The 21,484-nt window shown below is 64.6% G+C and carries 22 protein-coding genes; 8 read left to right on the plus strand and 14 right to left on the minus strand.

Annotation, left to right across the window (positions count from 1 at the left end):
- The first annotated feature begins 174 nt into the window (after positions 1–174).
- Together rlmN and V6590_RS06515 are read left to right on the plus strand one after the other, a co-directional pair.
- Positions 175–1,356 (plus strand): dual-specificity RNA methyltransferase RlmN, encoded by a 1,182-nt coding sequence (gene rlmN / locus V6590_RS06510; protein ID WP_335421117.1) that lies wholly within the window; start codon positions 175–177, stop codon positions 1,354–1,356.
- Between the two features lie 197 nt (positions 1,357–1,553).
- Entirely contained in the window at positions 1,554–2,342 is a 789-nt protein-coding gene (locus V6590_RS06515; RefSeq protein ID WP_335421119.1) for a crotonase/enoyl-CoA hydratase family protein, read from the plus strand.
- A 2-nt stretch (positions 2,343–2,344) separates the two neighbouring features.
- On the opposite strand, the gene V6590_RS06520 is transcribed toward V6590_RS06515, so the two are convergent.
- Positions 2,345–2,968, minus strand: a complete 624-nt coding sequence (locus tag V6590_RS06520; RefSeq protein WP_335421120.1) for a response regulator transcription factor — start codon at positions 2,966–2,968, stop codon at positions 2,345–2,347.
- Positions 2,965–4,956 carry a PAS domain S-box protein gene (locus V6590_RS06525; protein WP_335421122.1) on the minus strand — a complete coding sequence of 664 codons (1,992 nt, stop codon included), beginning with the start codon at positions 4,954–4,956 and terminating at the stop codon, positions 2,965–2,967. The genes V6590_RS06520 and V6590_RS06525 overlap by 4 nt, the downstream gene beginning before the upstream one ends.
- A gap of 226 nt (positions 4,957–5,182) precedes the next feature.
- Between V6590_RS06525 and V6590_RS06530 the strand changes: the two genes are divergently transcribed.
- From V6590_RS06530 to V6590_RS06540, 3 genes are all read left to right on the plus strand, one after another.
- A complete protein-coding gene (locus V6590_RS06530; protein ID WP_335421124.1) occupies positions 5,183–6,187 on the plus strand; it encodes a TRAP transporter substrate-binding protein in 1,005 nt (334 codons plus the stop codon).
- A gap of 78 nt (positions 6,188–6,265) precedes the next feature.
- Positions 6,266–6,895 (plus strand): TRAP transporter small permease, encoded by a 630-nt coding sequence (locus tag V6590_RS06535; protein ID WP_335421126.1) that lies wholly within the window; start codon positions 6,266–6,268, stop codon positions 6,893–6,895.
- Positions 6,892–8,214, plus strand: coding sequence for a TRAP transporter large permease (locus tag V6590_RS06540; protein WP_335421127.1), 1,323 nt, complete (start codon positions 6,892–6,894; stop codon positions 8,212–8,214). Before V6590_RS06535 ends, V6590_RS06540 begins: the two co-directional genes overlap by 4 nt.
- Positions 8,215–8,289: 75 nt before the next feature.
- On the opposite strand, the gene hypE is transcribed toward V6590_RS06540, so the two are convergent.
- Genes hypE through V6590_RS06600 form a run of 12 tightly spaced genes read right to left on the minus strand, consistent with a single transcriptional unit; the run spans position 8,290 to position 17,477 of the window.
- Positions 8,290–9,312 carry a hydrogenase expression/formation protein HypE gene (gene hypE, locus V6590_RS06545; RefSeq protein WP_335421129.1) on the minus strand — a complete coding sequence of 341 codons (1,023 nt, stop codon included), beginning with the start codon at positions 9,310–9,312 and terminating at the stop codon, positions 8,290–8,292.
- 58 nt (positions 9,313–9,370) lie between these two features.
- Positions 9,371–10,507 (minus strand): hydrogenase formation protein HypD, encoded by a 1,137-nt coding sequence (hypD, locus tag V6590_RS06550; RefSeq protein ID WP_335421131.1) that lies wholly within the window; start codon positions 10,505–10,507, stop codon positions 9,371–9,373.
- Positions 10,504–10,785, minus strand: a complete 282-nt coding sequence (hypC, locus tag V6590_RS06555) for a HypC/HybG/HupF family hydrogenase formation chaperone (protein ID WP_335421133.1) — start codon at positions 10,783–10,785, stop codon at positions 10,504–10,506. The genes hypD and hypC overlap by 4 nt, the downstream gene beginning before the upstream one ends.
- A gap of 1 nt (position 10,786) precedes the next feature.
- Complete coding sequence (locus V6590_RS06560; RefSeq protein ID WP_335421135.1) at positions 10,787–12,268, minus strand: sigma-54-dependent transcriptional regulator; 1,482 nt, start codon at positions 12,266–12,268, stop codon at positions 10,787–10,789.
- Positions 12,265–13,197 carry a hydrogenase nickel incorporation protein HypB gene (gene hypB / locus V6590_RS06565; protein ID WP_335421136.1) on the minus strand — a complete coding sequence of 311 codons (933 nt, stop codon included), beginning with the start codon at positions 13,195–13,197 and terminating at the stop codon, positions 12,265–12,267. The genes V6590_RS06560 and hypB overlap by 4 nt, the downstream gene beginning before the upstream one ends.
- Positions 13,197–13,538 carry a hydrogenase maturation nickel metallochaperone HypA gene (hypA, locus tag V6590_RS06570; RefSeq protein ID WP_335421138.1) on the minus strand — a complete coding sequence of 114 codons (342 nt, stop codon included), beginning with the start codon at positions 13,536–13,538 and terminating at the stop codon, positions 13,197–13,199. Before hypA ends, hypB begins: the two co-directional genes overlap by 1 nt.
- The gene (locus tag V6590_RS06575; protein WP_335421140.1) at positions 13,531–14,418 is read right to left on the minus strand and encodes a hypothetical protein; all 888 of its coding nucleotides are present in this window, start codon (positions 14,416–14,418) and stop codon (positions 13,531–13,533) included. The genes hypA and V6590_RS06575 overlap by 8 nt, the downstream gene beginning before the upstream one ends.
- Positions 14,418–15,206, minus strand: a complete 789-nt coding sequence (hybE, locus tag V6590_RS06580) for a [NiFe]-hydrogenase assembly chaperone HybE (protein ID WP_335421141.1) — start codon at positions 15,204–15,206, stop codon at positions 14,418–14,420. The genes V6590_RS06575 and hybE overlap by 1 nt, the downstream gene beginning before the upstream one ends.
- Positions 15,203–16,036, minus strand: a complete 834-nt coding sequence (locus V6590_RS06585; RefSeq protein ID WP_335421143.1) for a hydrogenase expression/formation protein — start codon at positions 16,034–16,036, stop codon at positions 15,203–15,205. Before V6590_RS06585 ends, hybE begins: the two co-directional genes overlap by 4 nt.
- A 10-nt stretch (positions 16,037–16,046) precedes the next feature.
- Complete coding sequence (locus tag V6590_RS06590) at positions 16,047–16,463, minus strand: thioredoxin domain-containing protein (protein WP_335421147.1); 417 nt, start codon at positions 16,461–16,463, stop codon at positions 16,047–16,049.
- A gap of 5 nt (positions 16,464–16,468) precedes the next feature.
- Entirely contained in the window at positions 16,469–16,789 is a 321-nt protein-coding gene (locus tag V6590_RS06595) for a HypC/HybG/HupF family hydrogenase formation chaperone (RefSeq protein ID WP_335421149.1), read from the minus strand.
- Positions 16,790–16,829: 40 nt separating this feature from the next.
- Positions 16,830–17,477 carry a HyaD/HybD family hydrogenase maturation endopeptidase gene (locus V6590_RS06600; protein ID WP_335421150.1) on the minus strand — a complete coding sequence of 216 codons (648 nt, stop codon included), beginning with the start codon at positions 17,475–17,477 and terminating at the stop codon, positions 16,830–16,832.
- 256 nt (positions 17,478–17,733) lie between these two features.
- Between V6590_RS06600 and V6590_RS06605 the strand changes: the two genes are divergently transcribed.
- Genes V6590_RS06605 through V6590_RS06615 form a run of 3 tightly spaced genes read left to right on the plus strand, consistent with a single transcriptional unit; the run spans position 17,734 to position 21,484 of the window.
- On the plus strand, positions 17,734–19,068 hold the full coding sequence (locus V6590_RS06605; protein WP_335421152.1) for a sensor histidine kinase: 1,335 nt from the start codon (positions 17,734–17,736) through the stop codon (positions 19,066–19,068).
- On the plus strand, positions 19,065–20,054 hold the full coding sequence (locus tag V6590_RS06610) for an NADH-quinone oxidoreductase subunit B family protein (RefSeq protein WP_335421153.1): 990 nt from the start codon (positions 19,065–19,067) through the stop codon (positions 20,052–20,054). Before V6590_RS06605 ends, V6590_RS06610 begins: the two co-directional genes overlap by 4 nt.
- Positions 20,051–21,484, plus strand: coding sequence for a nickel-dependent hydrogenase large subunit (locus tag V6590_RS06615; RefSeq protein ID WP_335421155.1), 1,434 nt, complete (start codon positions 20,051–20,053; stop codon positions 21,482–21,484). The genes V6590_RS06610 and V6590_RS06615 overlap by 4 nt, the downstream gene beginning before the upstream one ends.

Consider the following 21,484-nt stretch of genomic DNA (forward strand, 5'->3'; position numbering starts at 1 on the left):
AGGAACGATATCTGGCGCATGGAATGTTGAGTCTTTTGCTGGGTGATACTTTTCTAATTAAAACAGTCGGAAATTGACAGCCCAAATCCCGCGTCGGCCGGATTTTCCGCAACGACCCTTTGGCAAGCCCCTTCATTTGCTGTAGAAGCAGCGTTCAGCCCAAGGAATCCGTCGATGACCGCGCCGCAAGCCCCGATTACCCAAGATGTCCTGACCATCCCGCGCAAGCTGCCCGAAGGCGGCAAGGCCAATCTGGTGGGCCTGACGCGCGATCAACTGCGCACAGCCTTGATCGCCGCAGGCACGCCCGAAAAGCAGGCCAAGATGCGGGTGGGGCAGGTCTGGCAGTGGATCTATCACTGGGGTGTCCGCGATTTCGCGGTGATGACCAATCTGGCCAAGGACTATCGCGCCCTGCTGGCCGATCACTTCGTGGTGGAGGTGCCCGAGGTGGTCACCCGCCAGATCAGCGCCGATGGCACGCGCAAATACCTGATGCGTATTGCGGGCGGGCACGAAATCGAGGTGGTCTATATCCCCGAGGAGACCCGCGGCACGCTGTGCATCAGCAGCCAGGTCGGCTGCACGCTGACCTGTTCCTTCTGCCATACCGGCACGCAGAAGCTTGTCCGCAACCTGACCGCGGCGGAAATCGTCGGGCAGGTGATGGTGGCGCGCGATGATCTGGGCGAATGGCCGGTGCCGGGCGAGCCGAAGAACGAAACCCGCCTGATCAGCAATGTGGTGCTGATGGGCATGGGCGAGCCGCTGTATAATTTCGACAATGTCCGTGACGCCATGAAGGTGGTGATGGATGGCGAAGGCATCAGCCTGTCGCGCCGCCGCATCACGCTGTCCACCAGCGGTATCGTGCCCGAAATTGCCAAGACCGCCGAAGAGATCGGCTGCCTTCTGGCGGTTTCCTTCCATGCCACCACCGATGAGGTGCGCGACCGTCTGGTGCCGGTGAACAAGAAATGGAACATCGAAACCCTGCTGGCCGCGCTGCGTGATTATCCGCGCCTGTCCAACAGCGAACGCATTACTTTTGAATATGTGATGCTGAAGGACGTGAATGACAGCGATGCCGATGCCAAGCGGCTGGTGAAGCTGATTCAGGGCATTCCCGCCAAGATCAACCTGATCCCCTTCAACGAATGGCCCGGCGCGCCCTATCAGCGGTCAGATTGGGAACGGATCGAGGCTTTCGCCGATATCATCTACAAGGCAGGTTATGCCTCGCCCATCCGCACCCCGCGTGGTGAGGATATCATGGCGGCCTGCGGCCAGCTGAAATCGGCGACCGAGCGCGCCCGCAAAAGCCGGGCCGAGATCGCAGCCGAAGCGGGCCTGTAACCCCCACACGACCGCTTTGCCCAAAGGGCGGGCCTCCCTGTCGGCATCTGCGTGACGCTGCGTCACGCATGGCTGCTGGCCGGGTTGGTCATTGCCCCCGACCGGGGCCGGGGCAATGATCCCGGCATATCGGGGGCAGCGGTCCGGCATATCGTCGGCCCGAAACCCATCCCCCGCAAAGGACCGACGAGGATTGCATGGCCGACCAATATCAGAACCTGCTTGTGGACCGTCAGGAGGACGGGGTCTGGATCGTCACGCTGAACCGACCCGACAAGCGCAACGCCCTGAATGCCGATACAGTCGAGGAACTGGTCACCCTCTTTTCCGGGGCGATGGGGCAGGGCGCGCGGGCCATCGTGCTGGCGGCGGCGGGCGATCATTTCTGCGCCGGTCTTGATCTGGTCGAACATCACCGGGCCGACCGCAGCCCGGCCGAATTCTGGCAATTGTGCCTGCGCTGGCACGAAGCCTTCAACAAGATGGAATATGGCGGTGTGCCGGTCATTGCCGCGCTGAAAGGGGCCGTCGTGGGGGGCGGGCTGGAACTGGCCAGTGCCGCCCATATCCGCGTGGCGGATGCCGGCACCTATTTCGCACTGCCCGAGGGCCAGCGTGGGTTGTTTACCGGGGGCGGGGCGACGATCCGGGTGGCCGATCTGGTCGGCAAGGCGCGGATGATCGACATGATGCTGACCGGGCGGGTCTATCAGGGGCAGGATGCGGTCGATCTGGGTCTTGCGCAATATCTGGTCGAGGACAGCTTTGCCCATGCGCTGGCACTGGCACGGCGCTGCGCGGAAAACCTGCCGCTGACCAATTTCGCCATCTGTTCGGCCATCAGCCACATGCAGAACATGTCGGCCCTGGATGCGGCCTATGCCGAGGCCTGCGTGGCCGGTGTGGTGAACACCCAGCCCGAGGCGCGCGCGCGTCTGCAGGCCTTTGCCGACAAGAGTGGCGCGCGGATTCGTCCGAACAGCTGAGGTCAGCTGCGCCGGGCCAGCATCTGCGCCAGATCGACCGAATTGCGCGCGCCCAGCTTTTGCAGCACCCGGGCGCGATGCACCTCGACCGTGCGCTGCGCAATGCCCAGCCGGTCGGCGATCTGCTTGTTCATCTGGCCGTCCAGGATCAGGTGCATCACCTCGGTTTCGCGCGCGGACAGGCTGGCCAGCCGGGCCGCCAGATCGGCGCGGCCCAGCGTTTCGGCCAGCCGGTCGCGGCGCAGGGCCATGGCATTCAGCGCCAGATCGACAATCTGATCATCGTTGAACGGCTTTTCCAGAAAATCGAAAGCCCCGCCCTTCAGGCTTTGCACCGCCAGGGGCACATCGGCATGACCGGTCAGAAAGATCACCGGCGGCAGGGCCTGGCTGCCACCTTCGGCCAGCGCCAGCGCATCCATCACCTGCGGGCCTGACATGCCCTCCATCCGCACATCCAGAATGATGCAGCCGCAATCCGGCAGTGGCCATGCCGCCATGAAGGCTTCGCCCGAGGGCCAGGCGCGGGTATCCACCCCGCGCGAGGCAAACAGGAATTGCAGACTGTCGCGCAGGGCCTCTTCGTCATCGACGATATGCACGACAAGCGGGGGCGCGGGCGTCATATCGGCTCTCCTTCCGGCAGGGTGGTGCTTTCGGGGGGGGCGGGTCCTTCGGCCGGGGCAGTGCCTTCGGGCAGCGTGGTGGGCAATTTCAGGGTGAACACGGTGCCGCCGCCCGGTGCCGCCGTGTGGGACAGGTTGCCATGCAGCATTTCGGCAATCGACCGGCAGATGTTCAGCCCCATGCCCATGCCCTGACTTTTGGTGCTGGTGAAGGGATCATAGAGATAGGGTTCCAGCGCCGCCGGAATCCCGGGCCCTTCGTCAATCACATCCAGCCGCAACATGCCCGGCTCGGGGGTGATGCGCAGGGTCATGGCATCGCCATGGCGGGGGCCTTCGGTCATCGCCTCGATCCCGTTGCGGATCAGGTTCACCAGGACCTGTTCGATCAGGATGCGGTCGGCCATGACCGGATCAAGCCCATCGGCCCCCGGATCCAGTACCAGCCGCACCTTGCGTTCGCGCGCCTCGGCCTGCATGAGGCCCATGGCATCGGCGGCCACCTCGGCCAGATCGAGCGGCACCAGCCGGGGTTCGCGCTTTTTCACGAAATCCTGGATACGGCGGATGATGAGCCCCGCGCGCCGCGCCTGCGCCGCCAGCTTTTCCAGCGCGCCCCGCATCAGCCCCGGTTCGGCCCGGCCCGCGTCGATCAGGTTGATCCCACCTGCGGCATAAGAGGCGATGGCCCCAAGCGGCTGGTTCAGTTCATGGGCAAGGGTCGAGGCCATTTCGCCCAGTGTCACCAGACGCCCGGTGCGGGCCAGACTGTCTTCTTGCGCGCGGGCCAGCCGTGCGGCGCGCTTGGCTTCGGTAATGTCGATGACAGAGCCCATCCAGCCATGATGGCGGCCCATCGCGTCGATCAGCGGCGCTTCATAGACCTGCACGTCGATTTCCGATCCGTCGGCGCGGCGGAAGCGCGATTCAAAGCTTTGCGGTTCTACCGGGCCAGTGGCCAATGCCTGCTGGCGGGCCAGCGTTTCTTCGATCGCCTCGGGTGCCCAATAAGGCATCGGCGGGCTGCGTCCTACCAGATCGGCGGCGGGCATCCCCACCAGACGGCAGAAGGCCGCATTGACGTAAAGCACCTTGCCCGCATGATCCTTGGCGCGCAGCCCGACGGTCAGGCTTTCCTCCATCGACCGGCGAAAGGCCATTTCAGCGCGCAATCGGTCTTCGGCGCGGCGGCGGTGCTGGGTGTTGCGCTGCAATGCCAGCAGCGACAGCACGGCAAAGGCGGCCAGTGCGATGATCGCCGCCATGATGGCGGCACTGCCAAAGGTGGCGGGCCGGTCATAGGCGATGATCTGCAACAGCGTGCCCGCCAGCGGCGGATCAAAGCTGATGGCATGGCGCGGCGCGCCATCGGCAAAGGGGCGGCGGGCGCGTTCGGCCAGCACCGAACCGGTCATGCCATCGGCATAGGCCAGCCGCACGCCGTATTGTTCGGCGATCCACCACGGGATATGGCGATCCAGCATCACCCGCAGCGAAATGCCTGCGACCAGTGCCCCGCCCTCCGGGCTGGCGACGCGCAAGGCCATCGGCACAGTGCCGTCGGTCACCGCGCCATAGACAGGCCGCGCCGTCTGCGCCCCCGCCTCTAGGATGCCCTGCACCAGCCTGTCATGCGCCCCGTCGGCCCCGGCCGGAACAGCGGCGATCAGCTTGCCTTCGGCATCATACCAGCGGGCATAGAGCATTTCGGGATTGGCGGCGATATGGACGCGGGCGCGGGCCTGCAATGTCTGGATCCCTGTGCCGCCTGCGGCCTCCAGCGCCAGACGGACCAGCATGTCCTCGTTCACCGACATCTGGAACCGCAGCGTCTGTTCGACCCAGAGCGCATCGGTTGCAAGTTTGGTTTCGGCCCGGTCAGCATCCGACCGGCTGACGATCCAGACCAGCGCGCCCACCAGTGCCACAAGGGCCACGATAGACGCCAGCGGCACCAAAGACAGAATATCCCATCGCCGCGATGCCATCAGGCTCTCGGTTCCCCATGCTTCCGGGGTCTCCCGTCCCGGTGATCGGGCGGGTGGCCTTGTGTCTCCCTTGTCCGTGCGCGGTTCCTCCCCGTGGACAGGCCGGTTGTCGCATCCCGGTTTGTGCCAGTCTATTGCGGAAAGCCACAATAGCGCAAAGCCCTCTGTTTCGGGCAAGAAGATCTGCAATCCGCCTGGGAGAGGCGGACTTCAGGAGGAGAACACCATGCTTACCCGTCGCAGCCTTGCCGCGCTTGCCGGTGCCACCGCGCTGGCCCTGTCTTTCGCCGGTTCCGCCATTGCGCAGGACAAGATCGTCCTCAAGTTCAGCCATGTCGTCGCGCCCGATACGCCCAAGGGCAAGGGTGCCGCCAAGTTCGAGGAACTGGCCGAGCTGTACACCAATGGCGCCGTGGATGTTGAAGTCTATCCCAACAGCCAGCTGTACAAGGACAAGGAAGAGATGGAGGCGCTGCAACTGGGCGCTGTCCAGATGCTGGCCCCGTCGCTGGCCAAGTTCGGCCCGCTGGGCGTGCAGGATTTCGAAGTGTTCGATCTGCCCTTCATCTTTGCCGATTACGAGGCGCTGCGGAAGGTGACGCAGGGCGATGTGGGCAAGATGCTGCTGGCCAAGCTGGAAGACAAGGGCATCACCGGGCTGGCCTATTGGGACAATGGGTTCAAGATCATGTCGGCCAACAGCCCGCTGAAATCGCCCGATGATTTCCTTGGCCTGAAAATGCGCATCCAGTCCTCGAAGGTGATCGAGGCCTATATGAACAAGCTGGGCGCGGTGCCGCAGGTCATGGCCTTTTCTGAGGTCTATCAGGCGCTGCAGACCGGCGTTGTGGACGGCACCGAAAACCCGCCGTCGAACATGTATACCCAGAAGATGAACGAAGTGCAGAAGCATGCGACCGTGTCGAACCATGGCTATCTGGGCTATGCGGTCATCGTGAACAAGCAGTTCTGGGATGGCCTGCCCGCCGATGTGCGCAGCGGTCTGGAAAAGGCCATGGCTGAAGCCACCGAATATGCCAATTCCATCGCCAAGGAAGACAATGACAACGCCCTGGCCGCGATGAAAGCTGCCGGCACGACCGAGTTCTATGAACCGACAGCCGAAGAGCGGGCCGCCTGGGCCGAGGCCCTGGCCCCGGTGCATGAGGAAATGGCCGAGCGCATCGGCGCCGAGACCATCGCCGCCGTCAAGGGCGCGATCGGCCAATAAGGCCCTTTGGCGGGCGGCCCGTTCTGGGCCGCCCCGTTCCACATTCCCCAAATTCACCCCCTTGCCGCGAGGTGTGCCATGCTGCGCCTTCTCGATCGGCTGGAAGAAGTGCTGATCGCCACGCTGATCGCGGCGGCGACCATTCTCATTTTCCTGTCCGTCACCCATCGCTTTGCTATCGGTTTTGCCGCCGATCTCGTGGGCCTTGCCCGCACGCATGAGATCGCCTGGCTGAACGATTTCGCCCGGTCGCTGTTCAAGGCCCTGAAAGCCATCAACCTGAACTGGGCGCAGGAGGCCTGCATCTACATGTTCGTATGGATGGCCAAATTCGGGGCCGCCTATGGCGTACGCACCGGCATCCATGTGGGCGTGGACATTCTGGCCGAACGCCTGACCGGCGCCAAGCGCCGCGCCATCACCATGATTGCCATGTCGGGCGGGGTGATCTTCACGGCCATCATCACCGTGATCGGCACCGATTTCGTCTATCATGTCCGTGCAGGCGGCCAGATATCACCCGATCTGGAGCTGAAGATGTGGCTGATCTATCTGGCGGTTCCGCTGGGTTCTGCGCTGATGTGCTTCCGCTTTGTTCAGGCGCTGTATCGTTACATCACCACCGGCGAAATCGCCCATCACGACCATGGCGCTGTCGATGGTCTGGATGATGAGGCCGAAGATCTGGCCAAGGGAGGCCACGCATGACCGCGATCATCATCTTCCTGATCCTGGCGCTGCTGCTGGTCACCGGGATGCCCGTCTCCATCGCACTGGGCCTGACGGTCTTTTCCTTCCTCTTCGCCTTTTCCGAAGTGCCGATGGACGCCATCGCGCTGAAACTGTTCACCGGCATCGAAAAGTTCGAGATCATGGCGATCCCGTTCTTCATTCTGGCGGGCAATTTCCTGACGCATGGCGGCGTGGCACGGCGGATGATCCGCTTTGCCTCATCCATGGTGGGCCATTGGTATGGCGGCATGGGTCTGGCGGCGGTGCTGTCCTGTGCGCTGTTCGCGGCGATTTCGGGCTCCAGCCCCGCCACGGTGATGGCGGTCGGGTCAATCCTGATCCCGGCCATGGTGAAACAGGGCTATCCGCCGCAATTCGGCGTGGGCACGGTTGCCAGCTCGGGCGGGCTGGGCATCCTGATCCCGCCGTCCATCGTGATGGTGATGTATGCCGTGGCCACCTCGGGCATGGTGGTCACCGGGCCGGATGGCCAGCCGGTCATGTCGGCCTCGATCGGGGATCTGTTCATCGCGGGCGTGGTGCCGGGCCTGATGCTGGCCACGCTGCTGGGCGGAACCACCATGTTCCGGGCCTGGAAGAACGATTACCCCCGGATGCCGCGCGCCAGCTTTGACGAACGCTGGAAAACCTTCCGTGAAAGCGTCTGGGGCCTGCTCTTGATCGTCATCATCATGGGCGGGATCTATGGCGGCATCTTCACCCCGACCGAAGCCGCCGCCGTCAGCGCCGTCTATGCCTTTGTCATCGCGGTCTGGGTCTACAAGGACATCAAGCTGTCCGATGTGCCCCGGGTGCTGCTGAACTCGGCTGCGATGTCGGCGATGCTGCTTTACATCATCACCAATGCCGTGATGTTCGCCTTCATCCTGACCAGCGAACAGATCCCGCAGGCGCTTTCGGGCTGGATCGTTGATCTGGGGCTGGGCAAGATCGGCTTCCTGCTGATCGTGAACGTGATGCTGCTGATGATCGGGATGGTGATGGAACCTTCGGCCATCGTGCTCATCATGGCGCCGATCCTCTATCCGGTCGCCATGGCGCTCGGGATCGATCCGGTGCATTTCGGCATCATGCTGGTGGTTAACATGGAAATCGGGCTATGCACGCCACCGGTCGGGCTGAACCTTTACGTCGCCTCGTCGATCTCCAAACTGGGGCTGACCGAGGTGACAAAGGCCACCTGGCCCTGGCTGCTGACGATGCTGACCTTCCTCATGCTCATCACCTATATCCCGCAGATCACCTTGTTCCTGCCGCGCCTGATGGGGATGTAACCCGCCGAGCGCAAGGAAAAGGGCAAAGGGCCGCGGCGTCCCCCGCGGTCCTTTCGCCTGTCAGCAGACAGGGTTTCAGCAGATACGGGGCAGCTGTTCGCCCACCAGCATGTCCACAATGCGCGCTCCGCCAAAGGCCGTGCGCAGCGTTACCCGGCCCGGCTGGCCCGCATGCGCCCGCCCGATGATGCAGGCCCCCGCCCCTTCGGGCCGCGCCCGCATTGCGGCCACCACGGCTTCGGCCTGATCGGCAGGGCAGAACAGCACCAGCCGCCCTTCATTGGCCAGATATAGCGGGTCAAGCCCAAGGATCTCGCACATCCCCACCACTTCCGGGCGCAGCGGCAGCGCATCCTCCTGCACCTCCACCGCCAACCCGGCCTCGGCAGCCATTTCGTTCAGAGCCGAGGCCAGCCCGCCCCGCGTGCAATCGCGCGCGGCATGGATGCCGGGGGCTGCCGCCAGCGCGGCCTGCATCAGATGGCCCAGCCCCGCGCAATCCGATTGCAGATCGGTGGACAAGGCCAGATCGCCCCGGGCCGCCAGAATGGCCGCGCCATGATCGCCCAGCACGCCGTTCACGATCACCGCATCGCCCGGCGCGATCCGCGTTGCGGCCAGATCGCAACCCGGCGGGATGACCCCGATCCCCGATGTGGTGATGAACACCCCATCGCCCTTGCCGCGTTCCACCACCTTGGTATCGCCGGTCACGATACGCACCCCGGCAGCCTCTGCCTCGGCGGCCATTGTGGCCACGATCCGGCGCAGCAAGGCGATTTCGCAGCCCTCTTCGATGATGAAACTGGCGGACAGCCACAGGGGCCGCGCGCCCCCCACCGCCAGATCGTTCACCGTCCCACAGACCGCCAGCTTGCCGATGTCTCCCCCCGGAAATTCCAGCGGGCTGACCACGAAACTGTCGGTGGTAAAGGCCAGCCGCGCGCCTGGTTCCTGCAGCGCATCCACCATCAACCGGGCCTGATCCTCGTTGCCCGGTGGTTGAAACACGCCGGTAAAGACTTCGGCGATCAGGTCGCGCATCGCCTGACCGCCACCGCCATGCGCCATGGTCACCCGTTCGCCGCGCAGCGCCATCGCTGTCTCCTTTATTCTGGTCCGAATATCCCGGGGGCGAAAGGGGGCAAAGCCCCGCTTACACCGCCTCCGCCCGTGCGCCGGCATATTGCCAATAAGCCGCGCACGCCCCTTCTGATGACACCATCAGCGCGCCCAGCGGCATCTCCGGCGTACAGCCGCGCCCGAATTGCGGGCATTGCGTGGGCTTCATCCGCCCTGTCATTACCGATCCACAGGCGCAGCCTTCGATCTCCGGCACATTGCGCGGCCCGGCGGCATACCCGATACCGAACTTTTGTTCGGCATCGAAAGCGGCAAAGGTCGGGCGGATGCGCAGCCCGCTGGCATCGATCTCGCCCAGACCGCGCCATTCAAAGCTGGGGCGGCGTTCATAGACCTCGGCCATGGCAGCCAGACTGACCGGGTTGCCATGTTCCGGCACCACACGGGCATATTGGTTTTCCACCCGGGCTTTGCCTTCGGCGATCTGGGTCAGCACCATCAGCACCGACTGCAAAAGGTCGGTCGGCTCGAACCCCGCCACCACGATGGGCTTGCCAAAGTCGCGCGGAATGAAATCGTAGGGGTGTATCCCGATCACCATGCTGACATGGCCCGGCCCGATGAACCCATCCAGCCGCATGTCGGGATCGCCCAGCAGGGCACGGATCGGTTCGGGCACCGTGATGTGATTGCAGAACACGCTGAAATTGCCCAACCCCTCGCGTGCGGCCTGCAGGATCGCCAGTGCGGTCGAGGGTGTCGTGGTCTCGAACCCCAGCCCGAAGAACACCACCTCGCGCCCCGGATTGCGCCGGGCCAGTTCCAGCGCATCCAGTGGGCTGTAGACCATGCGGATATCGGCGCCATCGGCCTTGGCCTGCATCAGGCTCTTGCGATGGCCCGGTACCCGCATCGCATCGCCAAAAGTGGTGAAGATCACCCCCGGCATTTCGGCGATCTGCACGCATTCATCAACCCGCGCCATGGGCAACACACAGACCGGGCAGCCGGGGCCGTGGATGAATTCGATCCCCTCATGGATCAGCTTGTCCAGCCCGTAGCGAAAGATCGAATGGGTATGGCCGCCGCAGATTTCCATGATGTGAATCGGTTTGTCGCGTGTGGCGCCAATGGCATCGGCGCGGGCGGCGATGGCGGCCAGCAGGCCGCGCGCGGCGACGGGATCCCGGAATTCCGAAGCAAACTTCATGCCAGTGCCCTTTCGCTTTCGGCCATCTGCTCCAGCGTTTCCTGCGCCTCGCCCAGATCGCGCAGGGCCTCCAGTGTTTTCTGCGCCTCGTCCTCGTCGATCAGGGCCATGGCAAAACCTACATGCACCAGCGCCCATTGACCGACCAATGTCTCCAGGTCCGGCCCGGCGATGCAGGCCACGTTCACTTCGCGCCGCACGCCTGACACTTCGGCCATGGCCATCAGGCGGGCCTCGTCGGTGATCGCGATGATGCGGGCGGGAATTCCCAGACACATGTCAGTCTTCCTCTTCTTCGGTCACCCGGCCCGAGGGGTCAGTGATGCCGTAACGGTCCAGCTTGGCGCGCAGGCCCACGCGCGACAAGCCCAGTTCCACCGCCGCCCGGCTCTTGTTCCAGCGGTGGCGGGTCAGGGTTTCACGCAGGATGCGCATTTCGATCAGTTCCACGCGATCCTTCAGCGTGCCGCTTGCCGTCAGAACGCCATCGGCGGACCGGTCGGCCCCGCTGTCGGACGGCGCGGCCTGCAGGATCGGGCGCGAAATCAGCTCGGCCCCTAGCATCGGTGTCTGGGCAAAGATCAGCATGCGAGTCACTTCGTTCTGCAATTCCTTCAGATTGCCGGGCCAATCCCAGTTTTCCAGAAACTCCAGCGCCGCCGAGGTGAAGCCATGGGCGGCCTTGCCGTGGCGCGCGGCCAGATCGTCCAGAAAGGCCTGGGCCAGCAGGGCCACATCGCCGCGCCGCGCCCGCAAGGGCGGGATGCGCAGCTCCGCCACCGCAAGTGCATAATACAGATCAGGGCGGAACTGGCCTTCGGCCACCCGAGCGGGCAGATCGGCGCCGCTGCCAGCAATCAGCCGGATATTGCTGCCCAGCACCTCTTGCCCGCCGACCGGGGTAAAGCTGCCCTCATCCACCAGTCTCCAAAGTGCCAACTGGAGGGCAGGGCTGGCATGTTCCACGCCTTCCAGAAACAGGGTTCCCCTGTCGGCCTTCTGCGCCAGACCGATGCGGTTCACCCCGCCCGGTAGCACGCCGCGTTTGGCCCCGAACAGTTCGATGAAGGCCAGATCTTCGGGCAGGCCCGCCAGCGAAAGGGCATGAAAGGGCCGGTCAGACCGAAGGCTGCCGAAATGCATTGCCCGCGCCAGCCGCGACCGGCCGGTGCCCGGCTCACCCGTCAGCAGGACGGGAATGTCGAAGCTGGCAAAATGCCGGGCCGTGTCGATCAGCGCGGCCATCGGGCTGTGGGGCGACCGCAGCAGGGTTTCGAACCCCAACCCTTCGCGCAGGGCAGCGCGGCGCTTTTCCAGCTTGGTCTGGGCCGAGCTGGCCAGAAACCGCATTTCCAGTGCCATGCGTTCATTTTCACGCGCCAGCGCGAACAGCCGCGCCCCATTGCGCGCCGCCATCAGCAATTGTTCTGGGTGCCAGGGCTTGGTCAGGAACTGGTGAATACCGGCATCGTTGATCGCCTGCGCCATGGCTGCCGGATCGGTATAGCCGGTGATGATGATGCGCAGCGTATCGGGCCAGCGGTCGCGCAATTCCGTCAGCAGTTCCACCCCCGTCCGGCCCGGCATCCGCTGATCGCAGATCACCACCTGCACCCATTCTTCCTCCATCCGCCGCAGGGCGGTTTCGGCATCGGGGGCGGTCAGGCAGTCGAATTCATCTTCCAGCGCCATGCGCATGGCCGACAGGCTGTGCGGTTCGTCATCAACCAGAAGAACAGTGGGGCGGGGCGGGCTGGTCATGCCTGCTTGTCCGCCAGCCGCGCGCGCAGCCAATCGATCCATTCCGCCATGCCTTCGCCGGTGCGGGCTGACAGGCGCAGCACGGTGATGGCCGGGTTCACGCGGCGCAGGTTGGCTTCATACAGATCAAGATCCACGTCGCAATGCGGGGCCAGATCGGTCTTGTTCAGGATGGCCAGCCGGGCCGCGGTGAACATATCCGGGTATTTCAGCGGCTTGTCCTCGCCTTCGGTCACGGACAGGATGGCAACCTTGGCATCTTCCCCCAGATCGAAGGCCGCGGGGCAGACCAGATTGCCGACATTTTCGATGAACAGGATCGACGCCGGGCGCGGGCGCAGGCTGTCGATCGCATGGCCCACCATTTGTGCATCCAGATGGCAGCCCTTGCCGGTATTGATCTGCAGCGCGCGCGCGCCGGTGGCGCGGATGCGGTCGGCGTCATGGCTGGTTTGCTGATCGCCTTCGATGACGGCAAGCGGGGTATCCTGCAGGGCGCGGATGGTCTGGCACAGAAGCGTGGTCTTGCCCGATCCGGGTGATGACATAAGGTTCAGAGCCAGCACGCCAAGCGCGTTCAGCACCCGCCGGTTGCCTGCCGCCAGCGCATCGTTCTTCGCCAGAATCGAGGTTTCCACCGCGATCAGCCGGGCCTGTGTCAGCCCCGGAACCGAAACCCCGGCCGCGCCCGTGCCGTAATGGTGGTGGTCATGCCCGTGGTCATGATCGTGATGGTCCGGATGGTCGTGCCCGTGGCTGTGATCGTGGTCATTCCCATGATGATGGTGGCCGTGATCATGGTCATGGTCATGGTCATGGTCATGGTCATGGTCATGGCTGTGCGGCAGGCCCAGCCGATGCGCTTCTTCATGGGTCATTGCCCGTCCGTCCACCGTTACCGTATCACCGCAACCGCATACCGTGCACATCACAGCACCTCCATATCCTTGATCCGCATCTCGTCGCCGCCTTCAGGGATCAGCCGACCCCCGCCGCACAGCGGACAGGGATCAAGCCGGTCGGCCAGATCGACCGTTTTCCCGCAGTCATAGCACAGGGCGCGGCCGGGCAGGTCGATCATCTCAAGCCGTGCGCCTTCGGCGGGGCCGCCGCGCATGACCACATCAAAGGCAAATTCCAGCGCCGGTTTTTCCACCCCGGCAAAGCGCCCGATCTCCAGCCGGATCACGCTGACACGGACAAAGCCATGGGCGCGGGCCTGATCTTCGACAATGCGGCGCATGCCTTCGGCGAGGCTCATTTCATGCATGTATCGGCTCCGTCACCGTGACCGGGATACAGGGATCGTGCAGTGCGATCACAGCCGGGGCAAGGCAATGCAGGGGGAGGGGCAGGCTGGCCATGGCCTGTTCCAAGGCACCGCGCGGTGCAAGCATGTGATCGGTGGGGGTCCGACGGACAAGGCCGGTCACGACGCCCCCCACATGGTCGATCCGAAGGGCATAGGCCCCCCGCGCGGCGGGCACGGTGGCAAGGCCATCGGTTACCCGGGGTGCGGGCAGGCGGCCTGCTGCAGCGGCCTCCAGATCGGCCAACAGCCCGGCAAACCGCCAGAGCGGGCCACGGCCATGGCTGGCTTCGATCCGGCGCAGCAGCGGATGATCGGCTTGCCGACCGGCGGCAGAGTTTTCATGGGCGCCTTCGGCCAAGGGCGTTGGCGGTGCTGGCAAGGCGGCACAGATCGCAACACCCGGCGGAAAGGTAGCGGCAATATGGTGGAACAGTGCTGCCACAGGGCCAGCCAGATCGTCCGGGCTGTGGGGCAGGCCCCCGTGCCCCAGCAGGGCCTGTGCGACCTGAACACCTGCACCCGGTTGCCCCCAACGTGCCACCTGACCCAGATCCGCAGGCAAGGCCGGGGCCGGTTGACCAAAGGCGCGGGGCAGCAGCACACACAGCCGCAGCAGATGGTCGCGCAGAATTTCTGCCTGCGGATTACCGGACAAGGGCAAGCCAAGAGACAGCCGGGCCGCCAGCCCCTGCGCGGCACTGCACAGGTTGAACAGTCGCGGCAGCAGGTCCGCCACCTCGGCCACCGGGCGACCTGCGACCAGCGCCGCAACCGGCAGCGCGGGCGCTGCGGTCAGGCGTGGCCCATCGTGCGCGAGTGACAGGGTGGCGGCTTGCATCATGCGCCCCGGCCTTCCGCATCCGCAACACCCAGGCCACCTGTGATGATCTGGCGGCGCGATGGTGCGGGGTCGGCTTCGGCTTCGGGAGGGGTCAGTTCGGCCTCGCGCCGGGCACGAATTTCGGCGGCACGATCGGTTTCGGCGCGGTTTTCGGGTTTGAACAACTCCACCATCACCGCACGGGCGACATCGACCGCCTGCAACTGGCTGGTGAAATCGCCCATGGGCGAGAACAGGGAGCAGGCCAGATAGGGCCCGACCATTTCGCGCCGGTTGTGCAGGAATTCATATTCGCCGGATGGAAAGGGGATCACCTCTTTCTCGGTCGGGGCTTTCAGCGGATAATCGTCCGGGGGCAGGAAGATCAGGTTCATGAACCATGGCGCCACCAGCACGCCAAGGAACCCACGCTCATGCGGGCGGAACTCCACCGCCTGCACATGCAGCGCGTGGTTCACCATCGGCACATCGCGCATCTTCGCGTTGAAGATTTCGGTGAAATCGGCCACCAGCGCCGCCGTCCGCGCCGCCATTTCGGTCTGTAGAGCAGCCGAGGGGGCAGCGGGGTCTTCGCGGACCAAGAACTGTGCCTTGGGCGCGGAACAGCCGGGGCAGCTCCAGTCCTCGGGCAGATCGAGAAAGGATGTGCCTGGCAGAACCTGCCTCGTATCATCGCCTTCCGCAGGGTCGTAGGGGGTCCAGCAGATCTTGCATTCCATGATCGCGCGGGAGCTGATCTTGTCGGACGCCCCCAGAAAGCTGCCTTCGAAACCCGGGACGGTCATCGGATCGCCTCGATCACATCGCGGATGCGGATGGCGCTGTCGGCCAGGTCTTCGGGCGCAGCCAGGGCCACCTCGGGCATTTCGGTCACCTCGAACGTGTCCAGGATCAGCGTATCCATCGAATTGAAGAATTGCACCTTCCAGACCCGGGGCAGGGCGGTCGCCGTGATCCGGCAATTGCCATAGCCGCGCGACAGGATGGTCACCGCCCCTTCGCCAAGCGCCTCGGCCAGCCAGTCAAGGTCTTCGGGCGAATGGGGCAGCAGTGACAGGTTCACCACATGGGCCAGATCGCCGGGGCGCTGGCTGGCGGATTTGTCTTCCAGTTCGGTGATGATCGCGGGGGCATTGGCCAACCCTGCCCGCCAGGGGGTTTGCCGCCCCGTGGCCGGGCGATGCGGCAGATGGGCACGGCTAATGGCGATGGCGGGCACCGGCGCGACCTCGACCCGGTCGATCCCGGCCCCCAGCAGCATCCAGACCCCGGCAAAGACGCTTTCCTGTACCATGATCGCGGGGGTGCCGCGCAGCTTCATCGACACTTCGCCCTGACCCATGGCATCGGCCACGATCCGGCGGGCAGCGGCAGAAAGGGGTGAGAGATCGAAGTCGGCAGGGGCAGCCCCCTGCGCCACCATATCGGCAGCCGCGGCCAGTTCGGCCAGCAGTGCCAGCGCCTCGGCCAGTGCTGCCGGATCGTCTGCAGTAGGGATATGGGGTTCGTAGATCCGCATCCCCGAGGGCATGGGCAGATATTGCAATTCGCCATCCGGGTCGGGCTGTGATCCGGGGCCAAAACCGCTGGGCGGCAGGGTGAAGGGGCTGACCATGGCGGACCTTTCAGGCAGCTTGCAGTGACAGGATATGGGTGATGCGCGTCAGGTAATCCGGCCAGTCGCGGACCTTTTCGATCGCTCCCAGAAAATCGGGGCCGCGAAAGAACAGAAGGCCTGGCGTCTTCAGCGCCCGATGGGTTTCCCGCAGATCCGCCTCGATCGCGTCGTCAATCACGGCGCAATCAAAGGCGTTCTGAAAGGCAAGCCGCAGTTCCGGCAGGATCACCGCCGCATCGGCCGTTTCAAGATTGCGGCGCGGATCGCCGGGGATGAACAGGCAATGCGCCCCGGGGCGGGACAGGAATTCAGCCAGATCATGCGCCGAGGCGAGCCGGGGCCAGCCAAGTTCGGTTTCCAGCCGGGCGATCAGCGGATGGATTGTGGTGGCGGGGGGCAGGTCATGGGGGGCATGGTCATGCATTTCGGTCAGCCTGTGCTGCGGCCCGCGTCTTGCGCGGCCTGAAGATGGGGCGGAAGGGTGGGATTGCGGTTTTCAAGATCGGCAAAGGCATTGCCCAAAGTGCCGCCCTGCATCAGCGCGGCCAGCCCCTGCAGTGCCGCACGGATCTTGTGCGCCTCCTCTTCGGGCAGGATGGCACGGGCTGTCCCCAGAAACACCAGAACCCAATCACCGCTGCGGGCATCGGGGATCAAGGACAGATCAACCAGTTCCGCCCGATCGCCATCCAGCGCGGTGGCGGCAATCCCGTCGATCTGGGCAATCTGCATGGGCACGCCTACGCACATGGCGATGCCCCGATCCAAATGACCACTGGATGCGGTGCGATCATTCCGCAGCCCCGGGGAAGAAGCGCACATCGCCCAGACGACAGGCCTCATCCTCTGACGGGCGGCCGGATTCATAGGCATCGCGGCGGATGGATGGATCTGCCAGATCATCGCTTTGGGTGCGCCCGTCCTGCAGCATGACCCCCCAATCGGCCAGCACGCCACGCGCAATGGCCAGCGCCTGCGGAATGCGTTCGGCCACTTCGGGGCGCAGTCCGCCGCCGTAATCGTCAAGCTCAACCGGTTGGCAGCCGATCAGCACCATTCGGGCTGGGCGATAGCCCATCAATGTGGCGGTGGCGATCACGTCCTGAAATCCGGTCTGGTGCAGGCTCATTTTCTTGGCACCCATGAAGGCGGGCACTTCGTCATCGCGCACCACCTTCATTGTGCCGGGCGGCAGGCCGTAATCGATGGCGTCAAACACGATGAGCGCATCGCAGTCTTCCAGAAAGGGCAGCAGATAAAGCCCCTGTGTGCCCCCGTCGAGCAGGCGGACATTGGGTGGCACAGCATGCGTTTCGGCCATTGCCTCCACACAGCGGACGCCAAAACCTTCATCGGCCCAAAGCACATTGCCGATACCCAGAATCAGGATGCTTTGCGACACTGGCTCCCTCCCCTTGGCTGGTCGAACGGTTTTCATCTTTGTCTTGTGGTGAAAGCATGGTTTGCGGTGGCGCTGGATAGCGAATTGCCAATCTGCCGGTTTTTCCCGCAACGAATTGGAACAACGGTAGAAATTGCCGGCGAACCCGTGCTGAGGCGCCGCAGCTTCTGCAAATCACGCTATCGATATTCTGCCATGAGTGGAAGAATACTTTCCAATATGGCCTGTCGCGGCCCGTTCTGGCCCGCAATTTCCGCTTTGCGTCGGGGCTGACGCGGCCTAGCATCGGTTCATGAACCTGCAATCTGACGATCCCCTTGGCGCCCCGCGCCCCCCGCATTTTTCCGATGACGCCTGGGTGGAGGTGCTGTCGGCAATGGATCGCACCTATGCCGATCTGGTGGATTATCAGGAACGGCTGGAACGGCAGAATGCCGAACTGGAGGAGATGCGCACCTTCCTGACGGCGATCCTGTCTTCGGTATCGGATGTGCTGATCGTCGTGGATCGGGGCGGGCGTATCGCACAGGTCAGCCGGTCGGTACTGACACTGACCGGGCGCGACGAGGCCAGCCTGCAGGGCAGTCCGCTGGAAGGCATGTTTGCCCCGGCCCATCGGGAATTGCTGGCCGCAGCCCTGCAGGGCCTGCGCGACCGGCGGCGGGCGATCACCCTGGAATGCGATCTGCTGACACCGGGCGGGGGCGAACCGCTGGACCTGTCGCTTTCACCCCGGTTGGATGACCGGGGCCGCGTGGATGGGTTCGTGCTGACAGGCCGGCCCTTGGGGGCGCTGCGCAAGGCCTATGCCGAATTGTCGGAAAGCCATGACGCGCTGAAAACCGCACAAGCTTTTCTGGTGCGCAATGAAAAGTTGGCATCGCTCGGGCGGCTTCTGGCAGGGGTGGCGCATGAGTTGAACAACCCGATCAGTTTTGTCTATGCCAATGCCCATGCGCTTGAACGCTATGCAGGCAAGTTCGAAACCTATTTCGCCCGGGTGCAGGATGGCGCCAGCCGCGAGGAATTGATCGCCCTGCGCCGTGATCTGCGGCTGGACCGTGAGGTGGCCAATCTGCGCGAGGCGATCAACGGGGCCCGTGACGGGGCCGAACGGGTGCGCGACATTGTGGAGGATCTGCGGCGGCTGTCGTCTGACGGATCAGGCGAAAAGGTGGTGTTCGATCTGGGCGAAACGGCGCGGGTAGCGGCAAGCTGGGTGATGCGGGGTATGAAACAGCCGGTGGTACTGGATGTCTCGGGGCTCTGTTCTGCGCCGGTGCTGGGGCGGGCAGGGCATGTGCAACAGGTGGTGATGAACCTGATCCAGAATTCGGTTGATGCGCTGGAAGGGCGGCAGGATGCCGTGATCCGACTGGCTGTCGGGGTGGACGGAGGCCGCGCGGTGCTGACCGTAGCCGATAACGGTCCCGGCATCCCCGAAGCGATGCGGGGCGCGATCTTCGATCCGTTCTTCACCACCAAGCCGGTCGGGCGTGGCACAGGGCTGGGCCTGTCGATCAGCCACAAGATTGCCGAAGAACATGGCGGGCGGCTGTCGCTCTGTGATGTGGCGCAGGGGGCCTGTTTTCGGCTGGACCTGCCACTGGCCGGGGGCGGCGCATGATCAGAACGCTGCTTTGGTTGCAGGCCTCAGGCTGTGGTGGCTGCACCATGTCGCTGCTGTGCGCAGAAAGCCCGGGTGTGCTGGAGATGCTGGAAGATGCGGGCATCCGCATGTTGTGGCACCCGGCATTGTCGGTTCAGACCGGGACCGAGGTGCGGGCACTGCTGGATGATCTGCTGGAGGGGCGGCAGAAGCTCGATATCCTGTGCGTCGAAGGGGCGATTGCCCGCGGGCCTGCGGGCACAGGCCGGTTCCAGATGCTGACCGGCACCGGGCAAAGCCTTATGGAATGGGTGCTGCGTCTGGCCCCCCTGGCCGAGCATGTGGTGGCGGTCGGGTCCTGCGCGGCCTTCGGCGGGGTGACGGCGGCTGGGGGCAATCCGTCTGATGCGGTGGGGTTGCAGTATGATGGTGGCCATGCCGGGGGCCTGTTCGCCCCTGATTGGCGCAGCCGGTCAGGTGGGCCGGTCATCAATGTGGCAGGATGCCCGACGCATCCGGGTTGGGTGACCGAAACGCTCATGCTGCTGGCGGCGGGCGAAGACCTGGCGCTGGACGGTTTTTCCCGCCCGCGCTTTTATGCCGATCATCTGGTGCATCATGGCTGCCCCAAGAACGAGTTCTACGAATACAAGGCCAGCGCGCGGGAATTGTCGGAAATCGGCTGCATGATGGAAAATCTGGGCTGCATCGGCACCCAGGCGGTGGGCGATTGCAATATCCGGCCCTGGAATGGCGAAGGGTCCTGCACGCGCGGCGGCTATCCCTGCATCAACTGCACCGCGCCGCAATTCGAAGACCCGGCCCATGCCTTTGTCGAAACGCCCAAGATCGCGGGCATCCCGGTGGGTCTGCCCACCGATATGCCAAAGGCATGGTTCATGGCGCTGGCTTCACTGTCCAAGGCGGCGACGCCGGACCGGATCGACCGCAATGCCAAATCCGATCGGGTGGTGGTGCCCCCCACGTTACGGCGGCCGAAATGACGTCAGAGACAGGCGCAAGGCTGGTCTTGGGCCCGTTCAACCGGGTTGAGGGCGATCTGGAGGTCACGCTGGAGATCGCGGATGGCCGCGTGGCGGCAGCGCGGGTGAATGCCCCCCTGTATCGCGGGTTCGAGCGCATGTTGCTGGGGCGCGATCCGCGCGATGCGCTGGTCATTACCCCGCGGATCTGTGGCATCTGTTCGATCAGCCAGTCGGCGGCTGCGGCACGTGCCCTGGGCGCCGCCATGGGCATCGTGCCCACACCGGCGGGTGCAGCCATGGCGGCGTTGATCCACGCGGCGGAAAATGTGGCAGATCACCTGACCCATTTCCATCTGTTCTTCATGCCCGATTTCGCGCGCCCCGATTATGCCGGGCGCGCCTGGCACAGCCGGGCAATGGCCCGTTTCACGGCTATGGAGGGCGGGGCGCAGCGCAGCGCCATCGCGGCGCGGGCCGAACTGCTGCATGTGATGGGGCTTCTGGCGGGCAAATGGCCCCATACGCTGGCGATCCAGCCCGGCGGCGTGACGCGCGCGCCGGGCCTGCGCGAAAAGGCCCGTCTTGGCGCGACCTTGCGCGCCTTTCGTCGGTATCTGGAAAGCGTGCTGTTTGGCGGCCCGCTGGAAGATTTCGTCGCGCTGGGCAGTGTAACTGCCCTGATGGGCTGGACGCGCGGCGATGTCGGGCTGTTCCTGGAGATTGCTGCCGATCTTGATCTGGCGGCGCTGGGCCGGGGATCGGGGCGCTATCTGTCGTTCGGGGCCTATCAACAGGAGGAAGGCCCGGTCTTCGCCGCCGGGCGTTGGGACGGTGGATTACTGGACCTTGACCCGGCCGCGATCGCCGAAGACCCGTCACATGCCTGGATGCTGGGCGGGGTGGCGCATCCCTGGCAGGGCGAAACCGAGCCTGACGAAACCATGGCAGCTCCGGCCTATAGCTGGTGCAAGGCACCTAGGCTGGCCGGTTTGGGCCAGGAGGTCGGCGCGCTGGCCCGTCAGGTGGTGGATGGGCACCAGCTGGCCCGCGCATTGGCACAGGGCGGCGGCGGTGTTCTGGCCCGGGTTGCCGGGCGGTTACTGGAACTGGCGCGGACACAGATGGCGATGGAAAAGCTGGTGGTAGGGATCGATCCCGGCGCGGCCTATATGGCGCGGGGCACGCTGCCCGGCGCGGGGCAGGGCGCGGGGCTGGTGGAAGCGGCGCGCGGCGCGCTTGGGCATTGGATGCGGATCGAAGACGGGCGGATCGCAAGCTATCAGATCATCGCGCCGACGACCTGGAATTTCAGCCCGCGTGACGCGGCCGGTGTGCCTGGCCCGCTGGAGGCGGCGCTGGAAGGTGTGACCGTGGAAGGCCCGGGGGCAATCGCCGTGCAGCATGTGGTGCGGAGTTTTGATCCATGTATGGTCTGCACTGTTCATTGA

The sequence above is a fragment of the Gemmobacter denitrificans genome (assembly GCF_036964905.1).
Lineage (GTDB): Bacteria > Pseudomonadota > Alphaproteobacteria > Rhodobacterales > Rhodobacteraceae > Gemmobacter > Gemmobacter denitrificans.

Bases quoted from the DNA above. Each gene is read 5' to 3' on its own strand.
- V6590_RS06605 (WP_335421152.1), top strand. From the start codon at position 17,734: ATGAACCTGCAATCTGACGATCCCCTTGGCGCCCCGCGCCCCCCGCAT.
- hypD (WP_335421131.1), bottom strand. From the start codon at position 10,507: ATGAAGTTTGCTTCGGAATTCCGGGATCCCGTCGCCGCGCGCGGCCTG.
- hypC (WP_335421133.1), bottom strand. From the start codon at position 10,785: ATGTGTCTGGGAATTCCCGCCCGCATCATCGCGATCACCGACGAGGCC.
- V6590_RS06515 (WP_335421119.1), top strand. From the start codon at position 1,554: ATGGCCGACCAATATCAGAACCTGCTTGTGGACCGTCAGGAGGACGGG.
- V6590_RS06610 (WP_335421153.1), top strand. From the start codon at position 19,065: ATGATCAGAACGCTGCTTTGGTTGCAGGCCTCAGGCTGTGGTGGCTGC.
- V6590_RS06585 (WP_335421143.1), bottom strand. From the start codon at position 16,036: ATGGTCAGCCCCTTCACCCTGCCGCCCAGCGGTTTTGGCCCCGGATCA.
- hypE (WP_335421129.1), bottom strand. From the start codon at position 9,312: ATGGCGCTGCGCGGCGAACGGGTGACCATGGCGCATGGCGGTGGCGGT.
- V6590_RS06615 (WP_335421155.1), top strand. From the start codon at position 20,051: ATGACGTCAGAGACAGGCGCAAGGCTGGTCTTGGGCCCGTTCAACCGG.
- rlmN (WP_335421117.1), top strand. From the start codon at position 175: ATGACCGCGCCGCAAGCCCCGATTACCCAAGATGTCCTGACCATCCCG.
- V6590_RS06590 (WP_335421147.1), bottom strand. From the start codon at position 16,463: ATGCATGACCATGCCCCCCATGACCTGCCCCCCGCCACCACAATCCAT.
- V6590_RS06535 (WP_335421126.1), top strand. From the start codon at position 6,266: ATGCTGCGCCTTCTCGATCGGCTGGAAGAAGTGCTGATCGCCACGCTG.
- V6590_RS06540 (WP_335421127.1), top strand. From the start codon at position 6,892: ATGACCGCGATCATCATCTTCCTGATCCTGGCGCTGCTGCTGGTCACC.
- V6590_RS06525 (WP_335421122.1), bottom strand. From the start codon at position 4,956: ATGGCATCGCGGCGATGGGATATTCTGTCTTTGGTGCCGCTGGCGTCT.
- V6590_RS06560 (WP_335421135.1), bottom strand. From the start codon at position 12,268: ATGACCAGCCCGCCCCGCCCCACTGTTCTTCTGGTTGATGACGAACCG.
- V6590_RS06595 (WP_335421149.1), bottom strand. From the start codon at position 16,789: ATGTGCGTAGGCGTGCCCATGCAGATTGCCCAGATCGACGGGATTGCC.
- V6590_RS06530 (WP_335421124.1), top strand. From the start codon at position 5,183: ATGCTTACCCGTCGCAGCCTTGCCGCGCTTGCCGGTGCCACCGCGCTG.
- V6590_RS06600 (WP_335421150.1), bottom strand. From the start codon at position 17,477: ATGAAAACCGTTCGACCAGCCAAGGGGAGGGAGCCAGTGTCGCAAAGC.
- V6590_RS06520 (WP_335421120.1), bottom strand. From the start codon at position 2,968: ATGACGCCCGCGCCCCCGCTTGTCGTGCATATCGTCGATGACGAAGAG.
- hybE (WP_335421141.1), bottom strand. From the start codon at position 15,206: ATGACCGTCCCGGGTTTCGAAGGCAGCTTTCTGGGGGCGTCCGACAAG.
- V6590_RS06575 (WP_335421140.1), bottom strand. From the start codon at position 14,418: ATGCAAGCCGCCACCCTGTCACTCGCGCACGATGGGCCACGCCTGACC.
- hypA (WP_335421138.1), bottom strand. From the start codon at position 13,538: ATGCATGAAATGAGCCTCGCCGAAGGCATGCGCCGCATTGTCGAAGAT.
- hypB (WP_335421136.1), bottom strand. From the start codon at position 13,197: ATGTGCACGGTATGCGGTTGCGGTGATACGGTAACGGTGGACGGACGG.